The 22,937-nt window shown below is 62.9% G+C and carries 22 protein-coding genes; 12 read left to right on the forward strand and 10 right to left on the reverse strand.

What is annotated here, in order from left to right; all coding sequences use genetic code 11:
* Nucleotides 1–58 precede the first annotated feature (58 nt).
* The 4 genes from BTM36_RS20890 to BTM36_RS20905 form a co-directional block, all read right to left on the reverse strand.
* Nucleotides 59–379, reverse strand: coding sequence for a type II toxin-antitoxin system PemK/MazF family toxin (locus tag BTM36_RS20890; RefSeq protein WP_077237781.1), 321 nt, complete (start codon nucleotides 377–379; stop codon nucleotides 59–61).
* The gene (locus BTM36_RS20895) at nucleotides 373–627 is read right to left on the reverse strand and encodes an AbrB/MazE/SpoVT family DNA-binding domain-containing protein (RefSeq protein WP_168189815.1); all 255 of its coding nucleotides are present in this window, start codon (nucleotides 625–627) and stop codon (nucleotides 373–375) included. Before BTM36_RS20895 ends, BTM36_RS20890 begins: the two co-directional genes overlap by 7 nt.
* Before the next feature lie 103 nt (nucleotides 628–730).
* Entirely contained in the window at nucleotides 731–1,588 is an 858-nt protein-coding gene (locus BTM36_RS20900; RefSeq protein WP_006463205.1) for a hypothetical protein, read from the reverse strand.
* 135 nt (nucleotides 1,589–1,723) lie between these two features.
* A complete protein-coding gene (locus BTM36_RS20905; RefSeq protein ID WP_039875212.1) occupies nucleotides 1,724–2,398 on the reverse strand; it encodes a metalloregulator ArsR/SmtB family transcription factor in 675 nt (224 codons plus the stop codon).
* Between the two features lie 187 nt (nucleotides 2,399–2,585).
* On the opposite strand from BTM36_RS20905, the gene BTM36_RS20910 reads away from it, so the two are divergent.
* Together BTM36_RS20910 and BTM36_RS20915 are read left to right on the forward strand one after the other, a co-directional pair.
* Nucleotides 2,586–4,058, forward strand: a complete 1,473-nt coding sequence (locus tag BTM36_RS20910; protein ID WP_077237783.1) for an MFS transporter — start codon at nucleotides 2,586–2,588, stop codon at nucleotides 4,056–4,058.
* Nucleotides 4,059–4,062: 4 nt separating this feature from the next.
* Complete coding sequence (locus BTM36_RS20915) at nucleotides 4,063–4,260, forward strand: hypothetical protein (RefSeq protein WP_254427055.1); 198 nt, start codon at nucleotides 4,063–4,065, stop codon at nucleotides 4,258–4,260.
* Here the strand turns inward: BTM36_RS20915 and BTM36_RS20920 are convergent.
* Nucleotides 4,200–4,790, reverse strand: a complete 591-nt coding sequence (locus BTM36_RS20920; protein WP_077237784.1) for a YigZ family protein — start codon at nucleotides 4,788–4,790, stop codon at nucleotides 4,200–4,202. The two genes, BTM36_RS20915 and BTM36_RS20920, sit on opposite strands and share 61 nt — an antisense overlap.
* A 25-nt stretch (nucleotides 4,791–4,815) precedes the next feature.
* Nucleotides 4,816–5,724, reverse strand: a complete 909-nt coding sequence (locus BTM36_RS20925; RefSeq protein ID WP_077237785.1) for a hypothetical protein — start codon at nucleotides 5,722–5,724, stop codon at nucleotides 4,816–4,818.
* Nucleotides 5,725–5,856: 132 nt separating this feature from the next.
* Between BTM36_RS20925 and BTM36_RS20930 the strand changes: the two genes are divergently transcribed.
* Entirely contained in the window at nucleotides 5,857–6,828 is a 972-nt protein-coding gene (locus tag BTM36_RS20930; RefSeq protein WP_077237786.1) for a patatin-like phospholipase family protein, read from the forward strand.
* Between the two features lie 101 nt (nucleotides 6,829–6,929).
* Here the strand turns inward: BTM36_RS20930 and BTM36_RS20935 are convergent, their stop codons facing one another.
* The gene (locus BTM36_RS20935; protein ID WP_039875208.1) at nucleotides 6,930–7,532 is read right to left on the reverse strand and encodes a C40 family peptidase; all 603 of its coding nucleotides are present in this window, start codon (nucleotides 7,530–7,532) and stop codon (nucleotides 6,930–6,932) included.
* 369 nt (nucleotides 7,533–7,901) lie between these two features.
* On the opposite strand from BTM36_RS20935, the gene BTM36_RS20940 reads away from it, so the two are divergent.
* The 4 genes from BTM36_RS20940 (at nucleotide 7,902) to greA (ending at nucleotide 13,875) form a co-directional block, all read left to right on the forward strand.
* Complete coding sequence (locus BTM36_RS20940) at nucleotides 7,902–8,309, forward strand: heme-binding protein (RefSeq protein WP_034338629.1); 408 nt, start codon at nucleotides 7,902–7,904, stop codon at nucleotides 8,307–8,309.
* Nucleotides 8,310–8,609: 300 nt separating this feature from the next.
* A complete protein-coding gene (gene carA / locus BTM36_RS20945) occupies nucleotides 8,610–9,773 on the forward strand; it encodes a glutamine-hydrolyzing carbamoyl-phosphate synthase small subunit (RefSeq protein ID WP_077237787.1) in 1,164 nt (387 codons plus the stop codon).
* Nucleotides 9,766–12,999, forward strand: coding sequence for a carbamoyl-phosphate synthase large subunit (gene carB, locus BTM36_RS20950; protein ID WP_006463195.1), 3,234 nt, complete (start codon nucleotides 9,766–9,768; stop codon nucleotides 12,997–12,999). The genes carA and carB overlap by 8 nt, the downstream gene beginning before the upstream one ends.
* A gap of 399 nt (nucleotides 13,000–13,398) precedes the next feature.
* A complete protein-coding gene (gene greA / locus BTM36_RS20955; protein WP_006463194.1) occupies nucleotides 13,399–13,875 on the forward strand; it encodes a transcription elongation factor GreA in 477 nt (158 codons plus the stop codon).
* A 207-nt stretch (nucleotides 13,876–14,082) separates the two neighbouring features.
* Here the strand turns inward: greA and yhbY are convergent, their stop codons facing one another.
* Complete coding sequence (gene yhbY / locus BTM36_RS20960) at nucleotides 14,083–14,541, reverse strand: ribosome assembly RNA-binding protein YhbY (RefSeq protein ID WP_077237788.1); 459 nt, start codon at nucleotides 14,539–14,541, stop codon at nucleotides 14,083–14,085.
* Between the two features lie 76 nt (nucleotides 14,542–14,617).
* On the opposite strand from yhbY, the gene BTM36_RS20965 reads away from it, so the two are divergent.
* From BTM36_RS20965 to BTM36_RS20985, 5 genes are all read left to right on the forward strand, one after another.
* Nucleotides 14,618–15,265: an RlmE family RNA methyltransferase gene (locus BTM36_RS20965; protein WP_077237789.1), complete on the forward strand. Its 648-nt coding sequence runs from the start codon at nucleotides 14,618–14,620 to the stop codon at nucleotides 15,263–15,265.
* Between the two features lie 383 nt (nucleotides 15,266–15,648).
* On the forward strand, nucleotides 15,649–17,538 hold the full coding sequence (gene ftsH / locus BTM36_RS20970; protein ID WP_039875206.1) for an ATP-dependent zinc metalloprotease FtsH: 1,890 nt from the start codon (nucleotides 15,649–15,651) through the stop codon (nucleotides 17,536–17,538).
* A gap of 236 nt (nucleotides 17,539–17,774) precedes the next feature.
* Nucleotides 17,775–18,623 carry a dihydropteroate synthase gene (gene folP, locus BTM36_RS20975; protein WP_077237790.1) on the forward strand — a complete coding sequence of 283 codons (849 nt, stop codon included), beginning with the start codon at nucleotides 17,775–17,777 and terminating at the stop codon, nucleotides 18,621–18,623.
* A 138-nt stretch (nucleotides 18,624–18,761) separates the two neighbouring features.
* Nucleotides 18,762–20,096, forward strand: coding sequence for a phosphoglucosamine mutase (glmM, locus tag BTM36_RS20980; RefSeq protein WP_006463183.1), 1,335 nt, complete (start codon nucleotides 18,762–18,764; stop codon nucleotides 20,094–20,096).
* A 26-nt stretch (nucleotides 20,097–20,122) separates the two neighbouring features.
* Nucleotides 20,123–20,815 carry a winged helix-turn-helix domain-containing protein gene (locus tag BTM36_RS20985; RefSeq protein ID WP_077237791.1) on the forward strand — a complete coding sequence of 231 codons (693 nt, stop codon included), beginning with the start codon at nucleotides 20,123–20,125 and terminating at the stop codon, nucleotides 20,813–20,815.
* A 96-nt stretch (nucleotides 20,816–20,911) separates the two neighbouring features.
* Here the strand turns inward: BTM36_RS20985 and BTM36_RS20990 are convergent, their stop codons facing one another.
* The gene (locus BTM36_RS20990; RefSeq protein WP_077237792.1) at nucleotides 20,912–22,219 is read right to left on the reverse strand and encodes a cytochrome c; all 1,308 of its coding nucleotides are present in this window, start codon (nucleotides 22,217–22,219) and stop codon (nucleotides 20,912–20,914) included.
* Nucleotides 22,216–22,911 (reverse strand): c-type cytochrome, encoded by a 696-nt coding sequence (locus BTM36_RS20995; protein ID WP_254427056.1) that lies wholly within the window; start codon nucleotides 22,909–22,911, stop codon nucleotides 22,216–22,218. Before BTM36_RS20995 ends, BTM36_RS20990 begins: the two co-directional genes overlap by 4 nt.
* Nucleotides 22,912–22,937: the final 26 nt, after the last annotated feature.

The following is a 22,937-nucleotide window of genomic DNA, read 5'->3' on the forward strand; positions in this document are numbered from 1 at the left end:
CGGTCTTCCCCAGGGTGACAAAAATAGCTCGGTGCGGCCCCGTGTTTTTCCTGCTTCGCTATTCGGCGAAGACTTCTTGCAACGCTTCCAATGTTGCCGTGAGCGTCTTGTCCGTTACGCGCCCGAGTTTCCTGATCAAACGCTCCTTGTCCAGCGTGCGCATCTGATCCAGGACAATCAATCCTTTTTTCTTGTCGAAGGTGATCGGCACGCGATACGGGGCGGGCTTACTGCCGGTTGTCATCGGAGCCACAATCACGGTGCGCAGATAATCGTGCATCTCTGCCGGCGAAACGATGACGCATGGACGGGATTTATTGATTTCGCTACCCACAGTGGGGTCGAGCGCGGCTAACCAGATTTCGCCGCGCATCACCATTTCAATTCCTTGTCACCATCGTTTCCAAATTCGGGCCAGACCAGGCCGTCATCCTGTGCGGCCGCAATTTTCTGGCTGGCTTCGGCCCATCCTTCACGGGGCCGTTTTTCCAGTTTGCGAATCACGATCTTGTCGTCTTCGATGTCGATGTCGATATCTTCATCGACGAGCATCCCCATCTTGGCCAGAAATGGCTTCGGAATCAGTACGCCTTGCGAGTTACCCATTTTGCGGATGGATGTTTTCATTTTTCTCACCTGGTAAATACAATGTTGTTACATCAGAAATCTCGTGTAAAAACAATGTTATTACAGTTTTCCTGAAATGCCTATCGCTGGCCAAGATCGTGGTTCAACGCAACATGCCATGCCAGGTAGGCTGCTTTTCCTCATGGTAATAAGGCCGGGTCAGCGGCGCCGACATCACCTGTTCATCCGCCAGCACGGTCACCGTGGCCAGGCCGGGTGGGCCGTCGTAGCGACGGCAGGCCTGGGCCGAATTGCGGTTGTTGTGCATGTCCACCACCAGCAGGCGTTTCTGGGCCTCGCTCATGCCCGGGGTGGGTGGCGGCGCCATGCGCTTGGGCGGGATCACCAGGGCGTCGCCCGGTTCCACCCACAGGTCGGCCAGGCTGATTTCATTGACGTAGGGGCGCCAGCGCGCCACCGTGATCACCAGTGGTTCGGGACCCTGCGAGAAAAAGATGTGGGCGAAGTCGTGGTACTCCAGGTCGGTGGCATTCCAGGTCAACAGTTCGCGGCTGCGGCCGTCGCCGAGATAGGGTGATTCATAGCCGGCCCATTTGCCGTAGGTGTACTGGGCCATCACCAGTCCCTGATAGGTGAAGCTCAGGCACTGGCCGTTGCGCAGCAGTGTGGCGCCGAAGGCCTGGGCATTCTCCGGGGTGGCGGGCAGGGGTTCGTAGCGGACCTCGGGAACGCGGAAGTCGAACTCGGTGATCTCGTAGGCCGGCCAGTCCTTGGGCGTGATCTTGCGCGGCCAGTGGGCAATATCGCGGTAGGTGGCGCCGCGTTCGAGTTCCGGTGCTTCCTGGGCCAGGGTGATGAGTTCGCCGACCACGGTCTGGCTCTGCAGGCCATGGCCGTTCTGGTTGCACATGTAGGGGTACTGGTTCGGGTCGAGCAGGGCTTGCGAGGGACCGTCGGCGATGAACAGGACCGGGTCGAAATCACTTTGATCTGGTGGCATGGCTTCCCCTTTTGAATAAGCTTGGCGGTGGCAGGTCGCCGGCCGGCATCCCCCGATGCGGCGCGGCGCCGGGGATGTTCGCACAGATCGGGGCGTTCAGCGCAGTTTGTTGGCGCCGGGGGACTTTCGCCGGACTCAGCCGGCGGCGATGCGACGGATGCGATAGACGCAGCGTCGTGCTCCGGCCGGCAGGTGCTCTTCGCGGGTGATCTCGGCCTCGCCCCCGAGCACTTCGCCAAAGAGCTGGAGCTCCGAACGGCAGAAGCCCTGGCAGGTCATTGCGGCGGCGCAGATGGGGCAGTGGTCTTCGATCAGCAGCCAGTCCTTGCCCTCCTTCTCCACCCTGGCCATGTAGCCTTCGGCACTGCGGATGTCGGCCAGTTTTTCCAGCTTCTTCGGGAGGGTCGGCAGGTCGGCGCAGAGGCGCAGGTATTGCGACCGCATCTCGGTTTCGCGCTGGCCGATCAGCTTGTCCAGTCCGGGTTCGCCGAACAGCTGGCGGATCGACCCCAGCAGTTGCACCGTCAGTTGCGCATGCGTGTCGGGGAAGCGGGCATGGCCGCTTGCGGTCAGCTCCCATTCCTGGCGCGGCCGTCCGGCGCGCGCCACGGCTGCGGCCTGGCGGCTGGCGATCAGGCCTTCGGCGGCCAGCTTCTGGATCTGTTGGCGTGCCGCTTCGGCGGTCATCTCCAGCTCCCCGGCCAGTTCGCTGGCGGCGGCGGGACCGCGGGTCTTCAGGCGTAGGAGGATGCGTTCGGCGGTGCTGGGGCCTGCCTGAGGAGGGGACTGGTTCGAGGTGAGCGGCTGCATATTTTCCAAGTGTTAGCTTGTTAAATTGTGGACTTCGTTTTACGATACGCTTAATTAAGCAAGAATATTCTTGGATAATAAACCGGCGCAGGGTGAAAGTCGATCAATCATTGGTGCGGCATGTTGCTGCGTGTTGCTACTCGTTGCTGACCTGCCTCCACCCGCCGCCCTTCATGAAGGACATGCCATGACAACTTCCTCTTCCTCACCTACCACGGCGACTGCGTCCGAGCCCGCCAGCGTGGCCAGCTGGGGCGACCTGCTGGGGCGTCGCCACGGCTGGTGCGCGGTGGCGCTGACCGGTGGCGTGGCGCTGCATGCGATCAATGTGCACATCGTCACCACCATCCTGCCTTCGGTGGTGGGCGATATCGGCGGCCTCGCTTATTACGCCTGGAACGTGACCCTGTTCGTGGTCACCTCCATCATTGGCTCGACCCTGACTGGCAAGCTGCTCTCGCGACTGGGCGCGCGTAGCGCCTACCTGCTCTCATTGGCGGTATTCGGGGCGGGCGCGATGTTGTGCGCGGGCGCCACCAGCATGGGCTGGATGCTGGCTGGGCGGGCGGTGCAGGGGATCGGCGGCGGGCTGCTGGCTTCGCTGGGGTATGCGCTGATTCCGTTGGTGTTCGAGCAGCGGTTATGGTCGCGGGCCATCGCACTGGTCTCGGGCATGTGGGGTATTTCGACCCTGCTGGGGCCGGCGGTGGGTGGGCTGTTCGCAGCCGGCGGCCACTGGCGACTGGCCTTCTTCGCCTTGCTGCCCTTGTTGCTGCTGCAGGCTGCACTGGTGGTGGGGCAACTGGGGCCGCGCCGGGTGCGTGCCCAGTCCGATGTACATCAGGCCATGCCGTTGGGGCGCATCCTGCTGTTGGCGCTGTCGGTCTTGCTGGTGGCGCTGGCGGCGCAAACTGAGCAGACCTGGGGGGCGGCGGCCTGCGTGCTGGGTGGGGCCGTGCTGGGACTGTGGGTGGCGCGCATCGATCTGCGTTCACGCATCAGCCTGCTGCCGCGTGATGGTTACCGGCTTTCTAGAGTGATGGGGTGCGCCTTTGCCTGCATCTCGCTGCTGGTGCTGGCCAGCTGCGTAGAAATCTTCGTGCCATATTTCCTCCAGACCCTGCATGGCTTTGCGCCGCTGGGGGCGGGCTATGCGACGGCTGCCATGGCCGGTGGCTGGAGCGTGGGTTCACTGGCTGGTTCCGGGCGCAGTGCATCGGCGGCGGCCCGCATGATCCGCCTGGGACCGTGGCTGATGCTGCTGGGGCTGGCGGCGCTGGCATTGCTGTTGCCGAGTCTGTTGCCCATGCGGATGCTGGCCAGTGCTGCGCTGGTGGATGTGCTGATGGTGCTGGCGCTTGCAGTGACCGGCCTGGGCATAGGCATAGGCTGGCCGCACCTGGTGGCGCGGGCTATGCAGGCGGCGCGACCGGGCGAGGAAAACCTGACCTCGGCGGCCATCACCACTGTGCAGTTGTATGCGATGGCCATTGGTGCGGCGCTGGCCGGTCTGATTGCCAACCAGGCCGGGCTGGGCCTGTCGGGCGGGCAGGAAGAGGAGGGCGCACGTCAGGCCGCCTGGGTGCTGTTTGCGGCGTTTGCGCTGGCACCGGCGATGGCGACCGTGTTGACGCGGAGGTTGGCGGCGCATGGGGAGTGATGAGATGCCTGTGCCTGCGGAGGCTGCCACGCTCGGGTTCACGCCCGCGCCCATCAGCGAGATCGACTATCACCTGCTGGTGGCGGAGTTCGACATGCTGTGGTCGCGCCGTCCGGACGTGGGTCTGCGCGAGCGGATGGATCAGATGATGCGCTTGATCTCGGCGTTCGAGGAGAGTCGGCGGATCGCTTCTTCGGCCTGAGCCAGGGCGGCCTCGGGCAGACGCAGGTGGAGGTGGGCCAGGGTGTCGTGGCGGCTGTTCAGCAGTTGGTACTTTTGCTGCGCCAGCCAGTGCCGCAGTTGCGGTTCGGCCGAATAGACCACGCCGATCTCGATTTCCGCCTGGGCCACGCGTTCGGTGCGTTCGCTGGTCTTGAGGGCAGTGGCGATGGCGTCGGTATAGGCACGCACCAGCCCACCGGCGCCCAGTTTGACGCCACCGTAGTAGCGCACCACCATGGCCAGTACGCCATCCAGTTCGTGGTGACGCAAGACCTCCAGCATGGGGCGGCCGGCGGTGCCGGAGGGTTCGCCGTCGTCGGACATGCCGGACTGGCCGCCGGCCATCAGCGCCCAGCAGACGTGGGTGGCACTGCGATGGGCCTCGCGCATGCGGGCGATTTCCTGCATGGCGGCCTCGCGCCCCGCGACCGGCTGGACGATGCCGATGAAGCGGCTCTTGCGGATTTCCAGTTCGATCTCGGCCCGCTGGGCGATGGTGAAGGTGGCCATGGTGACTTGCCTGTGCGCCTGGGCCTCAGGCCTGCTGGTCGCTGCCGGCCTTGAGCAGGGCCAGCTCGGCGCGCAGGCCCTGGTTCTCTTCGGACAGGCGCGAGACCCGGGTCTGCAGTGCGGCGATCTCGCGGCGCAGGGCGGCGGTGAGTTCGTTTTCCTGGCCTTCCACCAGGGGGATGGCGCTGCTGCTGCCGGCGGCGCTGTCGTCGCTGACGGGCGCGCGCGGGGTACGGGTGGCGGCTTTCTGTTCGCGCACTTTCTTGGCGGCTTCGCGCAGTTCCTTCTTGCCACCGGCCACAGCGCTGACCTGCGCCTCGCTGGGCAGGGTCGCTACGGCAGCGGCGGCATTGATGGAGATGGTGCCGGTGCGCACGGCCTCTACCAGTTCCGGAGCGGCGGTCTTGCGGATGCGGTCGATCTGGCCGATGGTGGCGCTGCTGATGCCGGCAGCGCGGGCGATGTCCTCGCGGGTCTTGATGCGGCCGGCGTCGTCGTCGGCGTGCCAGGGGGCATCGCCGGCCGGGGCATCCTCGTTGTTCGTGGCGGGGTCGGCGGTGCTGCCGTCGTCGCTGGCGGCAGTTTTGGCCGGTGTGGCTTCGGCCTTGGTGCGGGCGGCGATGATGTCGCGCTTGCGCAGGGCCAGCATGCCGCGCTGGAAGTCCGAGACGCTGCGGCGGCCGAGCTGGTTATCGATCATCCACAGCAGCACGTCTTCCAGCGACTTGAAGCTGTCGTTGTGGACCGTCTTGAAGGGCAGGTCGTACTTGCGGCAGATTTCGTAACGGTTGTGACCATCGATGAGCACCTCGCCCCACAGCACCAGCGCATCACGGCAGCCTTCGGCCAGCAGGCTGCGTTCCAGGGCGGCGTATTCGTTGGGGGTGAGGGGATCGATGTACTTCTGGAGTTCTTCGTTGATGACGATATTCATGGGGCGAAGCCTTGCCTAACAGATCGTGAGCCGGGGCCGCATTCTACACCACCGCCCCTGGCGGCCGGCCGCCTGCGGTCGGGTCGGGGGCTTGCAGTACAATGACGGGCTTCGATATTGCTCCGTGGTGTCATGCGCTTCTCCTTCCGCCTGACGGCTGTTGCCGTCGCTTCCACTTTCCTGCTGTCGGCCTGCGGTACCCCTTCCTGGGTGCCGGGCAACGCGTCGCCAGCGTCTGTCGAATCTACCGCCGGTAGCCCTTCAACCCCCGCTGTCACGACAGTCACCCCGGTGCCGGTGGCGCCACGCAAGATCAGGATCGGCCTGGCCCTGGGCGGCGGCGCTGCGCGCGGGTTTGCGCACATCGGCGTGATCAAGGCGCTGGAGGCGCAGGGCATCACGGTAGACGTGGTGGCCGGTACCAGCGCGGGCAGCCTGGTGGGGGCGCTCTATGCCGCCGGCAACGATGGCTTTGCCTTGCAGAAGCTGGCGATGTCCATGGATGAAGCCTCCATCTCTGACTGGTCGGTGCCCTTGTTCGCCAAGGTCAGCGGGGTGATCAAGGGGGAGGGCGTGCAGAACTACGTGAACAAGGCGGTGCACAACGTTCCCATCGAAAAATTCAAGATTCCCTTCGGCGCGGTCGCCACCGACCTGCGCAGCGGCCAGCCCATCCTGTTCCAGCGCGGCAATGCGGGCGTCGCGGTGCGGGCTTCGTCGGCGGTGCCCGGGGTGTTCCAGTCGGTGAAGATCGGCGACCATACCTATGTCGATGGCGGGCTGGTGTCGCCGGTGCCGGTGCGCTATGCGCGGCAGATGGGGGCGGACTTCGTGATCGCGGTCAACATCTCGGCCAATCCGGAGGCGCAGGCAGCTTCCAGCAGCTCCATCGACGTGCTGCTGCAGACCTTTGCGATCATGGGGCAGACCATCAACCAGTATGAGCTGAAGAATGCCGACATCGTGCTGCAGCCGAGTCTGGGGGCGATGAAGGGCAGCGACTTCGCCAGCCGCAACGTGGCCATCCTGGCGGGCGAGCAGGCGGCTACGGCGGCCATGCCGGAGATCAAGCGCAAGCTCAAGTTGATGGCGACGGGGAACTGATTTTCAGGTTTCCCTGAGGAAAACAAAAATGGCCACTGGATTTTCCAGAGGCCATTTTGTTTGTATCGTTTATAGCGTTTGCGCTTGCACCGTTGCGGTGCCTATTTCTGCTCTTCTTCGCCCGCCATGATGCGTCTTGCACCATTGAAGCGCTTCTTCCAGTAGGACTCGTCCATGCTCTCGATGCGCACCTGGCCACCGGCCGAGGGGGAGTGGATGAACTTGCCGTCGCCGAGGTAAATGCCCACGTGCGAGAAGCCGCGGCGCAGGGTGTTGTAGAACACCAGGTCGCCGGGTTGCAGATTGTCGCGGCCAATCTTTTCGCCCACGCGGCTGATTTCCAGCGAGGTGCGCGGCAGGTCGGTGCCCCATGCTTCCTTGAAGACGTAGCGCACCAGACCGCTGCAGTCCAGGCCGGTATCGGGCGAATTGCCGCCGTAGCGGTAATTGATGCCCAGCATGGCCAGGGCCTGGGTGGCCAGTTCGGATGCGCGGTTGGTGATGTCTTGCAGGCGGGCGATCGCAAGATTGGTCTTGCTGATCAACTGCTGGGCTTGCGGGGAGGTTGCTTGAGGAGGAGGAAGATCCTGCGCTGCCAGGGAAAGGTCAGCGGAATAGGCCGATGCACTGATCCAAAGGCCGGCTGCGAGCGCGCACGCACGAGCGGTTTGTCGTCGGATTCGGTCAGATCGGCGTAGGGTCATCGGGATCCTCTCAAAATAGGATTGCGGGACTGTAAGGTAAATCTTACGGCTTGTCAAAAGCTGGATTCGTGCCAGCTTGGCAAAATGGAATGATTTGCGGGGCAAAAAGGGGGTATTTAGCGTCATCTCCCAGTGAGTATTCTTCCTACACGACCCTAGGAAAATTTTTCTGTAAATGATTTACGGATGAGTCGGAATGCAGTTCTTGCATTCTCGGTTTGCGGGAATTTTCAAGAGGGGCGGGCGGGATGGCGAAGTGCTGAAAATGATTCATGCATGTCGCATGGATGAGTTTGCCGGCATGGGATGTCAAAACGACTTTATGGCCTTACAATCAGCGTTCGATTTTTTATGCCTATCGGAGCAAACATGCAAACCAAACCGTTTCTGTCGCTGGACGACGTGAAGAAGATCGCCGCCGGTGCTGAAGCCGAAGCCCGCGCCAACAACTGGAACGTGGCCATCTCCGTGGTCGATGACGGCGGCCACCTGCTGTGGCTGCAGCGCATGGACGGCGCCGCCCCGATTTCCTCGCAGATCGCCCCGGCCAAGGCGCGCACCGCCGCCCTGGGTCGCCGCGAAAGCAAGATCTATGAAGACATGATCAACAACGGTCGCGTCTCCTTCCTGAGCGCCCCCGGCCTGGACGGCCTGCTCGAAGGCGGCGTGCCGGTCGTGGTCGAGGGTCACTACGTGGGTGCCGTCGGCGTTTCCGGCGTGAAGTCTTCCGAAGACGTGCAGATCGCCAAGGCCGGTATCGCCGCCCTGGGCCTGTAACACGCCTCTTGGCGCCGGCAGCCTTGCCTGCCGGCGTTCCCTCCTTCCGGCACCCCATTTCGGTGCTTCCTGAAGCAAGTTCGGCCATCCGTGATTTGCCGGAGGGAGCCTCTTGCGCTATAATTGAGCGGTTTAGCCAATTTTATCCGCCGTAGCGCATAGCCATTCCTCTTCCTCGTTCCTAACAGGCCCAGCCACGCTCCCGTACCGAATGAGTCGGGGTGTTCGCGCCGGTCGGTTTTGGCGCGCAAAGGTCTTCCGGTCATCCAGCCGCGGCGGTAACAATCTCAGGAGTTACCCTTGCTGCCTCTTCTTTCCGGTCCCGCGATTCCGGCCATCCTCGCGCTCGCAGACGGGTCTGTCTTCCAAGGTTTTTCCATCGGCGCCGCAGGCAACACCACCGGTGAGGTGGTGTTCAATACCGCGATGACCGGCTACCAGGAAATCCTGACCGACCCCAGCTACAGCCGCCAGATCGTCACCCTTACCTATCCGCACATCGGCAACACGGGCGTGAACCGTGAAGACGTGGAGGCCTCGCAGATCCACGCCGCCGGCCTGATCATCAAGGACCTGCCGCGCCTGCTGTCGAACTTCCGCAGCCAGCAATCCCTGTCGGACTACCTGAAGGAAAGCAACATCGTTTCCATCGCCGGCATCGATACCCGCAAGCTGACCCGCATCCTGCGCGAGAAGGGTGCCCAGAACGGCGCCATCGTGGCCGGTGAAGCGGACATCGCGGTCGCTACCGCCAAGGCACTGGAACTGGCACGTGCCTTCCCGGGCCTGGCCGGCATGGACCTGGCCAAGGTGGTCTCCACCCAGAAGGCCTACAACTGGACCGAGACCGAATGGCGCCTGGGCCGCGGCTACGGTCAGCAGATCACCCCGAAATTCCACGTGGTCGCCTTCGACTACGGCGTCAAGTTCAACATCCTGCGCATGCTGGCCGAGCGCGGCTGCAAGGTCACCGTGCTGCCCGCGCAAGCCACCGCCGCCGAGGCGCTGGCCCTGAACCCGGACGGCATCTTCCTCTCCAACGGTCCTGGCGATCCGGAACCCTGTGATTACGCCATCGCTGCCTCCAAGGAACTGATCGAGCGCGGCATCCCGACCTTCGGCATCTGCCTGGGTCACCAGATCATGGCCCTGGCCTCGGGCGCCAAGACCCTGAAGATGAAGTTCGGCCACCACGGCGCCAACCACCCGGTGCAGGACCTGGATTCCAAGCAGGTGATGATCACCTCGCAGAACCACGGTTTCGCCGTGGACCAGGCGACCCTGCCGGCCAACTGCCGCGTCACCCACATCTCGCTGTTCGACGGTTCGCTGCAAGGTTTCGAGCGCACCGACAAGCCTGCTTTCTGCTTCCAGGGCCACCCCGAAGCATCCCCTGGACCGCATGACATCGCTCCCCTGTTCGACAAGTTCGTGGCGATGATGGAGAAGAAACAAAATGCCTAAGCGTACTGACATCAAAAGCATCCTGATCATTGGCGCTGGCCCGATCATCATCGGCCAGGCCTGCGAATTCGACTATTCCGGCGCCCAGGCCTGCAAGGCCCTGCGCGAAGAAGGTTTCAAGGTCATCCTGGTCAACAGCAACCCGGCCACCATCATGACCGACCCGGAAATGGCGGACGCCACCTACATCGAGCCGATCACCTGGCAAGCGGTGGAACGCATCATCGCCAAGGAAAAGCCGGACGCCATCCTGCCGACCATGGGCGGCCAGACCGCGCTGAACTGTGCGCTGGACCTGCATCGCCATGGCGTGCTGGACAAGTACAAGGTCGAACTGATCGGCGCCACCCCGGAAGCCATCGACAAGGCCGAGGACCGCTCCAAGTTCAAGCAGGCCATGACCAAGATCGGCCTGGGTTCGGCCCGTTCGGGCGTGTCGCACACGATGGAAGAATCGTGGGCAGTGCAGAAGACCATCGGCTTCCCGGTCATCATCCGCCCGTCCTTCACCATGGGCGGCACCGGCGGCGGCATCGCCTACAACGCCGAAGAATTCGAGACCATCTGCAAGCGCGGCCTGGAAGCTTCGCCGACCTCCGAACTGCTGATCGAGGAATCCCTGATCGGCTGGAAGGAATACGAAATGGAAGTAGTCCGCGATAAGGCGGACAACTGCATCATCGTCTGCTCGATCGAAAACCTGGATCCGATGGGCGTACACACCGGTGACTCCATCACCGTGGCACCGGCGCAGACGCTGACCGACAAGGAATACCAGATCATGCGTAACGCCTCGCTGGCGGTGCTGCGTGAGATCGGTGTGGATACCGGCGGCTCCAACGTGCAGTTCTCGGTCAACCCGGCCGACGGCCGCATGATCGTCATCGAGATGAACCCGCGCGTGTCGCGTTCGTCGGCGCTGGCCTCCAAGGCCACCGGCTTCCCGATCGCCAAGATCGCCGCCAAGCTGGCCGTGGGCTTTACCCTGGACGAACTGCGCAACGAGATCACCGGCGGTGCCACCCCGGCGTCCTTCGAGCCGTCCATCGACTATGTCGTGACCAAGATCCCGCGCTTCACCTTCGAGAAATTCCCGCAGGCCGACAAGCACCTGACTACCCAGATGAAGTCGGTGGGCGAAGTAATGGCCATCGGCCGCACCTTCCAGGAATCCTTCCAGAAGGCCCTGCGCGGCCTGGAAGTCGGCGTGGATGGCATGAACGAGAAGACCACCGACCGCGAACTGATCGAGAAGGAACTGGGCGAACCCGGTCCGGACCGCATCTGGTACGTGGGCGATGCCTTCGCACAAGGCTTCTCGCTGGAAGAAGTACATGGCCTGACCCACATCGACCCGTGGTTCCTGTCGCAGATCAAGGAGATCGTCGACATCGAACTGTGGCTGGAAAAGGAAGCTTCCCTGGAGTCGCTCGACAAGGCCACCCTGTTCCAGCTGAAGCAGAAGGGCTTCTCGGATCGCCGCCTGGCCAAGCTGTTGAAGACCACCGACACCGCCGTGCGCGAACAGCGCAAGAAGCTGAACGTGCGTCCGGTCTTCAAGCGCGTCGATACCTGCGCGGGCGAGTTCGCCACCGATACCGCCTACATGTATTCGACCTACGACGAAGAGTGCGAATCCAACCCGACCGACAAGAAGAAGATCATGGTGCTGGGCGGTGGCCCGAACCGTATCGGTCAGGGTATCGAGTTCGACTACTGCTGCGTGCATGCCGCGCTGGCCATGCGTGACGATGGCTACGAAACCATCATGGTCAACTGCAACCCGGAAACCGTCTCGACCGACTACGACACCTCCGATCGCCTGTACTTCGAGCCGGTGACGCTGGAAGACGTGCTGGAAATCGTCGACAAGGAAAAGCCGGTCGGCGTGATCGTCCAGTACGGCGGCCAGACTCCGCTGAAGCTGGCGCTGGATCTGGAAGCCAATGGCGTGCCCATCGTCGGCACCTCGCCGGACATGATCGACGCCGCCGAAGACCGCGAGCGTTTCCAGAAGCTGCTGCAGGACCTGGGCCTGCGTCAGCCGCCCAACCGTACCGCCCGCACCGAAGCCGACGCGCTGCAACTGGCGCAGGAAATCGGCTATCCGCTGGTGGTCCGCCCGTCCTACGTGCTGGGTGGTCGCGCCATGGAAATCGTCCACGAGCAGCGTGACCTGGAGCGCTACATGCGCGAAGCCGTCAAGGTTTCTCACGATTCGCCGGTGCTGCTGGACCGCTTCCTGAACGACGCCATCGAAGTCGACGTGGACTGCCTCTCTGACGGTGAACGCACCTTCATCGGCGGCGTGATGGAACACATCGAACAGGCCGGCGTGCACTCGGGCGACTCGGCCTGCTCGCTGCCGCCGTATTCGCTGTCCAAGGACACCATCGAAGAACTGAAGCGCCAGACCGCGCTGATGGCCAAGGGCCTGAACGTGGTGGGTCTGATGAACGTGCAGTTCGCCATCCAACAAAGTGAAGTCGATGGCAAGACCGTCGATACCGTCTTCGTGCTGGAAGTGAACCCGCGTGCATCGCGTACCGTGCCCTTCGTCTCCAAGGCCACCGGCCTGCAACTGGCCAAGATCGCGGCGCGCTGCATGGTCGGCCAGTCGCTGGACAGCCAGGGCATCAAGAACGAAGTCGTGCCGCCGTACTACAGCGTGAAGGAAGCCGTCTTCCCGTTCGTGAAGTTCCCCGGCGTGGACACCATCCTCGGCCCCGAGATGAAGTCCACCGGTGAAGTCATGGGCGTGGGCAAGACCTTCGGCGAAGCCTTCGTGAAGTCGCAGATGGGCGCCGGCGTGAAGCTGCCGACTTCGGGCAAGGTCTTCCTGTCGGTGAAGAACAGCGACAAGCCGCGTGCCGTGCAAGTGGCGCGTGACCTGGTCGCACTGGGCTTCTCCATCGTCGCCACCAAGGGCACGGCGGCTGCCATCAGTGCTGCCGGTATCCCTGTTGCCACCGTCAACAAGGTGGTCGAAGGTCGTCCGCACATCGTGGACATGGTCAAGAACAACGAGATCGCCCTGGTGGTGAACACCGTTGAAGAAAAGCGCAACGCGATCGCCGACTCCGGAGCGATCCGTACCTCGGCCCTGGCAGCCCGCGTGACCACCTTCACCACCATCGCCGGTGCAGAGGCGGCAGTGGAAGGCATGCGCCATCTGGAATCGCTGGACGTCTACGATTTACAAGGCCTGCATAAAGCTATACACTAAACCCACAACACGTTACTTTGTCGGCAGCAGTTGACGCCGACAAGCTAAGAGGGCATCTGAGCAATCGATGCCCTCTCTGACTTTTGGACGACACCCTGCGGCCACAACATGTTCAATGTTGCAGGGCAGATCCGTCCAGGGGACGCTAAGGACATGACGCCGCCGTGCCACGTGATCGTGGACTTGCGCGTGGCGTCATGTCCTTAGCGGCTCTGGGTCAGAGCGCGTGTTGAAGAGCTGACGGAATCCTGCAGCAACGGTCCGTTCACCAGCCAGACTGTTCCCGTAAAGACGATGCTTGTCCGCCAAGTTGGCGGCAATGGTGTGCTTTTGCGTGTTCATCGGCCGGCGGACCTTGGATGCGTCTTCCGTGTAACCCTAACCTTGAGCAAGAGACTTATGAGCACAGTTCCCCTTACCAAGCGTGGCGCCGAACTTCTGAAGGAAGAATTGCACCGTTTGAAAACCAAAGACCGCCCTGAAGTCATCAATGCGATCGCGGAAGCGCGCGCGCAGGGCGACTTGTCCGAAAACGCCGAATATGAATCGGCCAAGGAGCGTCAGGCCTTTATCGAAGGTCGCATCGCCGACCTGGAAGGCAAGCTGGGCGCGGCCCAGATTGTCGACCCGGCTGATCTGAACGCTGAAGGCCGCGTGGTCTTCGCCTCCACCGTGGACCTGGAAAACCTGGATAGCGGCGAGAAGGTGACCTACCAGATCGTGGGTCTGGATGAAGCCGACATCAAGGAATCCAAGGTTTCCGTGACCTCGCCCATCGCCCGTGCCCTGATCGGCAAGAGCGCCGGTGACGTGGTGGCCGTGGAAGCCCCGTCGGGTCTGAAGGAATATGAAATCCTGGAAGTGCGCTACGTCTGACGTGGTGTGACGGCACCGGCCCCGTGATAGTGCGGGGCGGGTGCCGTAGTATTCGGCTTGATCCGTCTGCGTGAGCTGTCTGCCTGAGCTGTCTGCCTGAGCTGTCTACCTGAGCTGCCTGCAAGTCCGACGAGCCGGAAATGAAAATGCCCGCATCAGCGGGCATTCTGTTTTGCGGGCCATCCCGAGATGGCCGGTCGGGCGGGATCAGCCCAGCGACTTCTTGGTGCTGCGCTGGCGCGGCTTGGCCTTCTTGACCAGGCCACCGGCGGTGACGCGTTCATTGCCCTTGAGCATGACCTTGTTCACCGAAGGACGCTTGGTCGCGTGCGACTTGACGATGGTTACTTCGCGCAGGCCACCCTTGGCGCCGGAGGCGGTTTTCTTGACATCGTCCTTCTGCGGGCGATACAGGACCAGCAGCTTGCCGATGTGCTGTACCGGCGCGGCCTTAAGCTCGGCGCAGATGGTTTCGTAGATCGCGATGCGGGCTTCGCGGTCGTCGCCGAAGACGCGGACCTTGATCAGGCCGTGGGCATCGAGGCTCTTGTCGATTTCCTTCATCACGGATTCGGACAGGCCGCTTTCGCCCACCATCACGACGGGGTTCAAGGCATGGGCCTGGGCGCGCAGTTCGCTGCGCTCGGCGGGAGTCAATGTCAACATGGGAATGCAGGTTCGGGACGAGGTCTCGGCGGCGCCAAGTTGTCCCTCAATGAGATAAAACCAGTATTCTACGCGAATGGCAAAGAACAAACTGAACAAAAACTGGTTGCACGACCATATCAACGATCCTTATGTGAAGCTTGCACAGAAGGAAGGTTATCGTGCGCGCGCCGCCTACAAGCTCAAGGAAATCGACGAGGAAGAGCGCCTGATCAAGCCTGGTCAGGTCATCGTCGACCTCGGATGTACCCCCGGCAGCTGGTGCCAGTACGTGCGCAACAAGCTGGCCGGCGCCGAAGGTGGCGGCATCCATGGCACCATCATCGGCCTGGACATCCTGCCGATGGATCCGATTGCCGACGTCCACTACATCCAGGGCGACTTCCGCGAAGATGAGCCGGTGCGCCAGCTGGAAGCGCTGCTGGACGGCCGCAAGGTCGACCTCGTGCTTTCGGACATGGCGCCCAACCTGTCGGGCGTGGCCATTGCTGACGCAGCGCGGGTGGAGTACCTGATCGACCTGGCCATCGAATTTGCCCAGTTGCACATGAAACCTGGCGGCTCCTTGCTGGTCAAGTGTTTCAACGGGACCGGCTATAACGAACTGGTGTACAAGTTCCGGGCCGAGTTCAAGACGGTGATGTCCAAGAAGCCCAAGGCCAGCCGCGACAAGTCGTCGGAAATCTTCCTTTTGGGCAAGACATTGAAGAATCCCCGCGTTTGAATTCCGATAACATCGCTCAAACTTGATTCCGATGCGTTCGCTCGTTCAGGTGTTGAGTGCACAATGGACAGGATTTCGGCGCAAATACTGAAGTTTTCTGCCTTGTTTTGCCTGCTTTCAACCCTATATCGACATTTGGAAAACATCCGCTTGTCCCTTCCCGGGCGAGCAGCCTGCAGGTTTCGCCAGTTCAGGAGGGTGGAAAAAGTGTTGGCTGGATGGTAACGAAGCAACTGTGGTGGCGCGTCTGCACGGCAATTGTGCGTTGCGCGACGGCACGGCAGGGCGGGGCGGACGGCGGTTTTCTATGTAACGGTGGTTGAATCCGGGTAAAATCGGACAATACAAAGGCAACGTGGCGCCCAGGCGTCGGAGGAGTTCCAGTGAACAATATGTTTTCCAAGGCTGCCATATGGGTGGTCATCGCGCTCGTGCTGTTTATGGTATTCAAACAGTTCGACAGCCGCAGCATGGCAACCAACGCCAAGCCTATCGCGTATTCGGACTTCATCTCCGAGGTCAAGGCGGGTCACATCAAGGATGCGACCATCGAGGATCGCAATATCATCGCCACCACCCAGGATGGCACCAAGGTCAAGACCGCGACCACCGTGCTGGACCGCGGCCTGGTCGGTGACCTGCTCAACAATGGCGTGAAGTTCGACGTGCGCCAGCCGGAAGAGCAGTCCTTCCTGTCGCAGATCTTCATTTCGTGGTTCCCGATGCTGCTGCTGATCGGCGTCTGGATCTTCTTCATGCGCCAGATGCAGGGCGGTGGCAAGGGCGGCGCCTTCTCCTTCGGCAAGTCCAAGGCCCGCATGCTGGATGAGAACAGCAACTCCGTCACCTTCGCCGACGTCGCCGGTTGCGACGAGGCCAAGGAAGAAGTGCAGGAGCTGGTCGAGTTCCTGCGTGATCCGACCAAGTTCCAGAAGCTGGGCGGCCGCATTCCCCACGGGGTGCTGATGGTCGGTCCCCCGGGTACCGGTAAGACCCTGCTGGCACGTGCCATCGCGGGTGAAGCCAAGGTGCCGTTCTTCACCATCTCGGGTTCCGACTTCGTTGAAATGTTCGTCGGCGTGGGTGCGTCCCGCGTGCGCGACATGTTCGAAAACGCCAAGAAGCATGCTCCCTGCATCATCTTCATCGATGAAATCGACGCCGTCGGTCGCCATCGCGGTGCCGGCATGGGCGGCGGTAACGACGAACGTGAACAGACCCTGAACCAGATGCTGGTGGAGATGGACGGCTTTGAAGCCAATTCCGGCGTCATCGTGATCGCCGCCACCAACCGTGCCGACGTGCTGGACAAGGCGCTGCTGCGTCCGGGTCGCTTCGACCGCCAGGTGATGGTCGGCCTGCCCGATATCCGTGGTCGCGAACAGATCCTATACGTCCACATGCGCAAGGTGCCCATCGCTCCGGACGTCAAGGCCGACATCCTGGCCCGTGGTACCCCTGGCTTCTCCGGCGCCGACCTGGCCAACCTGGTCAACGAAGCAGCCCTGTTTGCGGCCCGTCGCAACAAGCGCCTGGTCGAGATGCAGGACTTCGAAGATGCCAAGGACAAGATCGTCATGGGTCCGGAACGCAAGTCGGCCGTGATGCGCGAAGAAGAACGTCGCAACACCGCCTACCACGAGTCCGGCCACGCCGTGGTCGCCAAGCTGCTGCCCAAGGCCGATCCGGTGCACAAGGTCACCATCATGCCGCGTGGTTACGCACTGGGCCTGACCTGGCAGCTGCCGGAACATGACCGCGTGAACATGTACAAGGACAAGATGCTGGAAGAGATCTCGATCCTGTTCGGTGGTCGTATTGCTGAAGAAATCTTCATGCACCAGATGTCCACCGGCGCTTCCAACGACTTCGAGCGTGCCACCAAGCTGGCCCGTGCGATGGTGACCCGCTACGGCATGTCCGTCACCCTGGGTACCATGGTGTATGAAGATTCGGAGCAGGACGCCTACTTCGGCCGCATGTCTTCCAAGACCGTGTCCGAAGCCACCCAGCAAAAGGTGGATGCGGAAATCCGCAGCATCCTCGACGAGCAATATGCGCTGGCCCGCCGCCTGCTGGAAGAGCATCGCGACAAGGTCGACGTCATGGCCAAGGCCCTGCTGGAATGGGAAACCCTGGATGCCGATCAGGTCAACGACATCATGAACGGTGACGAACCGCGTCCGCCACGCAACGGTGTGCCGGCCAAGAAGTCGTCCTCGGACAACAACCGCCCCGGCGACGTCACCCCCAACGCCACGGCACCTGCCTGAAGCGTGGTGATATCGACGCAGCCAGGCAGTCTGCGGTAAGAGAAAAAGGTGAGGAGCGATCCTCGCCTTTTTTCATTTTGGCTTCTCCGACGCGTCGCCTGGAGGCCGCCAAGCCCTGGCAGGTGCGGGCGAAAGAAGCAGGCAGCCGGCATGCGGCGGTGTATCATGCTGCGCCACGCAGTGTTGCGCCGTTTGCGGCGAAAACTGAACACCTGTTCCACCCTGATAGAAGCAAGATGACGCAAGCATTCCTCAAATGCGGCAGGTTCCGCCTGCCGGTACAGCAAGGTCGCCGGCCGCTGGTGATGGGCATCCTCAACGTGACGCCGGATTCCTTCTCCGACGGCGGACGCCACCAGTCGCTGGAAATGGCCCTGAGCCATGCCGAACAGATGATTGCCGACGGTGTGGACATCATCGATATCGGTGGAGAGTCCACCCGTCCTGGTATCGCCCCGCTGTCACTGGAGCAGGAGCTCGAACGCGTCATGCCGGTGATCTACGCGTTGCGCGATTGTGGCAAGCCGCTCTCGCTGGATACCTACAAGCCCGCCGTCATGCGCGAAGCCCTGCTGGCGGAAGTGGACATGATCAACGACATCAACGGTTTTCGCGCCGAAGGCGCCATCGAGGCCGTCAAGGACAGCGAGGCCGGCCTGTGCGTGATGCACATGCAGGGCCAGCCGCAGACCATGCAGCAAGCCCCGGCCTACGATGACGTGGTGGCGGAAGTTGCCCACTTTTTGCAAGGACAGGTGGACCTGATGCGGGCGGCCGGCATCGCGCGCGAACGCATCTGCATCGACCCCGGTTTTGGATTTGGCAAGACAGTGGAGCATAATCTTGCTTTGCTCAAAAATACCCGCAGCCTGATCGATCAAATTGACCTGCCGCTCTTGGCGGGCATGTCGCGTAAATCCATGGTCGGCGCGGTCGTCGGCAAGCCGCTGGAACGGCGCATGGCCGGCAGTATCGGCGCGGCGCTGGCAGCGGCCCAGCAGGGCGCAATGATCATCCGCGTGCATGACGTGGCCGAAACCGTCGACGCGCTCACCATGTGGCAGGCCGGGCGCCCGGACAATTGATGCACCGGCGCCGCATGGCCGCCTGCGACAGGCAGCTGCGGCAGTTTCAGGCAGAAATCGGAATTTGCCCTATTCAAGGCATCAAGGGAGACAGGTCGGCCGTTCGGCCGCCTGCAGGAAAGAGTTAGAGGAAACAACATGGCAGCAAAATATTTCGGCACCGACGGCGTGCGTGGTCGCGTCGGCGTGGCCCCCATCACCCCGGACTTCGTCATGCGTCTGGGCTATGCCGCAGGCAAGGTACTGACCAAGGCCAAGGAAGGCGCGGCCCGCCGCACGGTCCTCATCGGCAAGGACACCCGGATTTCCGGCTACATGCTGGAAGCCGCCCTGGAAGCCGGTTTTGCCGCAGCGGGCGTGGATGTCTGGCTGGCCGGACCGATCCCCACCCCGGCCGTGGCCTATTTGACCCGCGCCTTGCGGCTCTCGGCCGGCGTGGTGATATCCGCTTCGCATAATCCGTATCACGACAATGGCATCAAGTTCTTCTCCGCCAGCGGCAACAAGCTGCCCGACGCCGTCGAAGCCGATATCGAGGCGGCCCTGGAGCAACCCATGGAATGCGTGCCCTCCGAAAAGCTGGGCAAGGCACGTCGTCTCAACGATGCCGCCGGTCGCTACATCGAATTCTGCAAGAGCACCTTCCCCGGTGCCATGGACCTGCGCGGCATGCGCCTGGTGGTCGATTGCGCCCATGGCGCGGCCTACAATATCGCCCCTCACGTGTTCCATGAACTGGGTGCCGAGGTCATCACCATCGGTAACCAGCCCGATGGCCTGAACATCAACGAGGATTGTGGCGCCACCGCGCCCAAGACCCTGGTGGCGTCGGTGCGCGAATACCGCGCCGATCTGGGCATCGCGCTCGACGGCGATGCCGACCGCCTGATCATGGTCGACGACAGCGGCCGCATCTACAACGGCGACGAACTGCTCTACCTGATGGTCAAGGACAGGCTGGCCACCGGCGCCATCGATGGCGCGGTCGGCACGCTCATGACCAACATGGCCCTGGAGGTCGCCTTCAAGAAAATGGGCGTGCCCTTCGCGCGTGCCAAGGTGGGTGACCGTTATGTGCTGGAAGTGTTGCAGGAAAAGGGCTGGCTGCTGGGTGGCGAGGGTTCCGGTCACCTGCTGGCGCTGGACAAGCACACCACCGGCGACGGCATCGTCTCGGCGCTGCAGGTGCTGTCGGCACTCAAGCGCGCAGGCCAGACCCTGGCGCAGATGACGGCGGACATCAGCATGTATCCGCAGTCGCTGATCAACGTGAAGATCCCTGCCGGCTACGACTGGAAATCCAATACCGCCCTGCAGGCGGAAAAGGCGGCCGTGGAAGAGCAGCTCGGCGAGCGTGGACGCGTACTGCTGCGCCCCTCCGGTACCGAGCCCCTGATCCGCGTGATGGTGGAAGCCCAGGAGGCCGAGCTGGCGCGCAGCATGGCGCAGCGTATCGCCGCCAAGGTGCTCTGAGTTCTTCCTGTTTCGGACTGCGGACGATGTCAAAAGAGCTAGCCCAAATCCTCATGGTGGAAGACGAACCCAGCATCGCGGAGCTATTGCGCTTCACGATGCAGGGGGCTGGTTTCGCCACCACCATTGCCACCGATGTGGCCCAAGCCCGCAAGTTCATTGCCGAGGCGCTGCCCCACGTGATCCTGCTGGACTGGATGTTGCCGGACAGTTCGGGCCTGGTGTTGCTCAGCGAATTGCGCCGCGATCCGCGCACCGCCGCGCTGCCGGTCATCATGCTGACCGCCAAGGGCATGGAAGAAGACAAGGTCAAGGGCTTGAACGAGGGCGCCGATGACTACGTGACCAAGCCCTTTTCACCCAAGGAACTGGTGGCGCGGGTGCAGGCGCTGTTGCGCCGCAAGACCCCCGAGATCGGCAGCCAGGTGCTGCGGTATCGCGACATTGGCATCGACGTCGAGCGGCGCGAAGTCTCGGTCGGTGGCCGGCCGGTGACGCTGGACCAGGCCGAATTCAAGTTGCTGCGCTATCTGGTGGCCCACCCGGAACGCATCTTTTCGCGCGCCCAGTTGCTGGACAAGGTGTGGGGTGACCATACCTTCATCGAAGAACGCACGGTGGACGTGCATATCATGCGTCTGCGCAAATCGCTCGGCGATCTCGCGCATTACGTGCAGACGGTGCGTGGCATGGGCTACAAGCTCAGCGGCGAGCAATGATCGCCTCTCAGGTAGTCGGCGTGCGCCGCTGAAGCCGCATCATGAAAAAAGCGATCCTCGGATCGCTTTTTTCACGGCGGCTCCCTCTCGCCAGGCTCAGTCCAGCGGCACGCTGCGATAGCGGTTGACCTCCGAGGCCGACACCCATCCGCCCTGATTACCCCAGCTGTTGAGCACATAGGACAGTACCGCCGCCACCTCGGAATCGCTTAGTTGCGGCCCGAAGGGCGGCATGCCGAAGGGATAGGGATTGCCGGTCGTGGATGGCGGAAAACCGCCATTGAGCACGGTGCGAATCGCATTGAGCGGTTGTGGCCCGGCGATGGCATGGTTGCCCGCCAGCGGCGGATAATCCGGCGCGCTACCCTGGCCCTTGCCGCCATGACAGTCCACGCACAGTGATCCGTAGAGCTTCTGGCCCTGCTTGAGGATGCGTTCGGCCTCCGCCGGCTCGGGGCGCGGTGCGCCGGAGCCGGCCGAACTTTCCGATGAGGGTGCCGGCAGCGTCTTGAGGTAGACGCTGATGGCCGAGATGTCGCTATCGGTCAGATATTGCAGGCTGCGGCCGACGATTTCCGACATGGGCCCCAGCGCCGTACCGCGAGGCGATACCCCGGTCTTGAGCAGGGCGGCAATATCGGCCTCGCTCCAGCTTCCCAATCCCTTTTCCCCGCCATGCAGTGGCGGCGCATACCACGCCAGCGCCGGTATCACGCCGCCCTCCAGCGCCAGCGGCGCCAGGCTCGCGCCCAGAGCGTTGCGTGCGCTATGGCAGGCGCTGCAATGGCCGGCGCCCTGGACCAGATAGGCGCCACGGTTCCACTGCGCATCGCGTGCCGGGTCGGGTGTGAAGCTGCCCGGTTTGAAATACAAGGCACGCCACAGCGCCAGCAGCATGCGCTGGTTGTAGGGAAAGCGCAGTGCATGATCGCGATTGGGCTGATTGACCGGCGGCAGGCTCTGCAGATAGGCGAAGAGGGCATCGCTGTCGTCGCGGCTCATCCGGGTGTAGCTGGTATAGGGGAAGGCCGGATAGAGGAAGCGGCCATCGCGGCCCCGCCCGTGATGCAGCGCGCGCCAGAAATCGTCGCGGCTCCAGTTGCCGATGCCGGTGGCTTTGTCCGGCGTGATGTTGCTGGTGTAGAGCGTGCCGAAGGGGCTGGCGATGGCGCGTCCCCCGGCATATCCCGCTCCGCCGCGCACGGTGTGGCAGGCCATGCAATTGCCGGCCTGCGCCAGGTATTGGCCCTTGAGCCGCTGCGCCTGCGGATCACCGACCGCGGAAGCCACGCCCGGGTCCTCGCTGGCCAGGCTCTGCCAGGCCACCACGCCAGCCAGGCCCACCAGCGTGCCGGCGGTGCCCAGCAGCAGCCACTTCAGGCCGGTTATCCAGGGCCGCCTCATGGTGTTGCTCCCATCGTGCCAGGCTTCCACACCGCCGGCCCCATGCTGCCGCACTGTGCGGGCAATGGCTTGGGCGGTGCAGCGGCCAGGCGGTAATCCGGTGGAACCGGCTGCGCCGCCAGCCAGCTGCTGGCGGCATTGATGTCTTCCGGGCTCAGGGCGCGGGCGATTTCGCCCATGCAGTCGGGCGCCTTGGCCTTGCGCTCGCCGTTGCGCCAGGCGCCCAGCTGCGCGTTGATGTAATCCTTGGGCAGTCCCAGCAGACCGGGAATGCCCGGTGCCACCCCGCCCAGGCCATCACCATGGCACGCGGCGCAGGCGGGCATGCGCTGCGCGGGCTGGCCGGTGGTGACCAGCTGGCGGCCGCGTTCCAGCACCGTTGCGCTGGCCTCGGTGGTGACTGGCGGCGGGTAGGGCGGGTGCTGGGCGGCGAAGAAGATCGCAATCTGCTGGAGATAGTCGTCGGAGAGATTGGCCAGCAGGTAATTCATCATCGGGTAACGGCGCTGGCCATCCCGGAAACTCTGCAATTGATGCAGCAGATAGCCTTCCGGCTTGCCGGCGATGCGGGGGTAATAGCCGTCGGCGGTGGCGCGCCCCTCCTTGCCATGGCAGACGGTGCAGGCCGCCATGCGTTCGGCCATGCCCGGAATCGCCCTGGCGTCAGGCGCGGTAGCAGGTGATTGGGCCATGGCCGGTCCACATGCAATCCAGGTCC

It is taken from the genome of Herbaspirillum sp. VT-16-41, from assembly GCF_001994935.1.
GTDB classification, from domain to species: domain Bacteria; phylum Pseudomonadota; class Gammaproteobacteria; order Burkholderiales; family Burkholderiaceae_D; genus Herbaspirillum; species Herbaspirillum frisingense.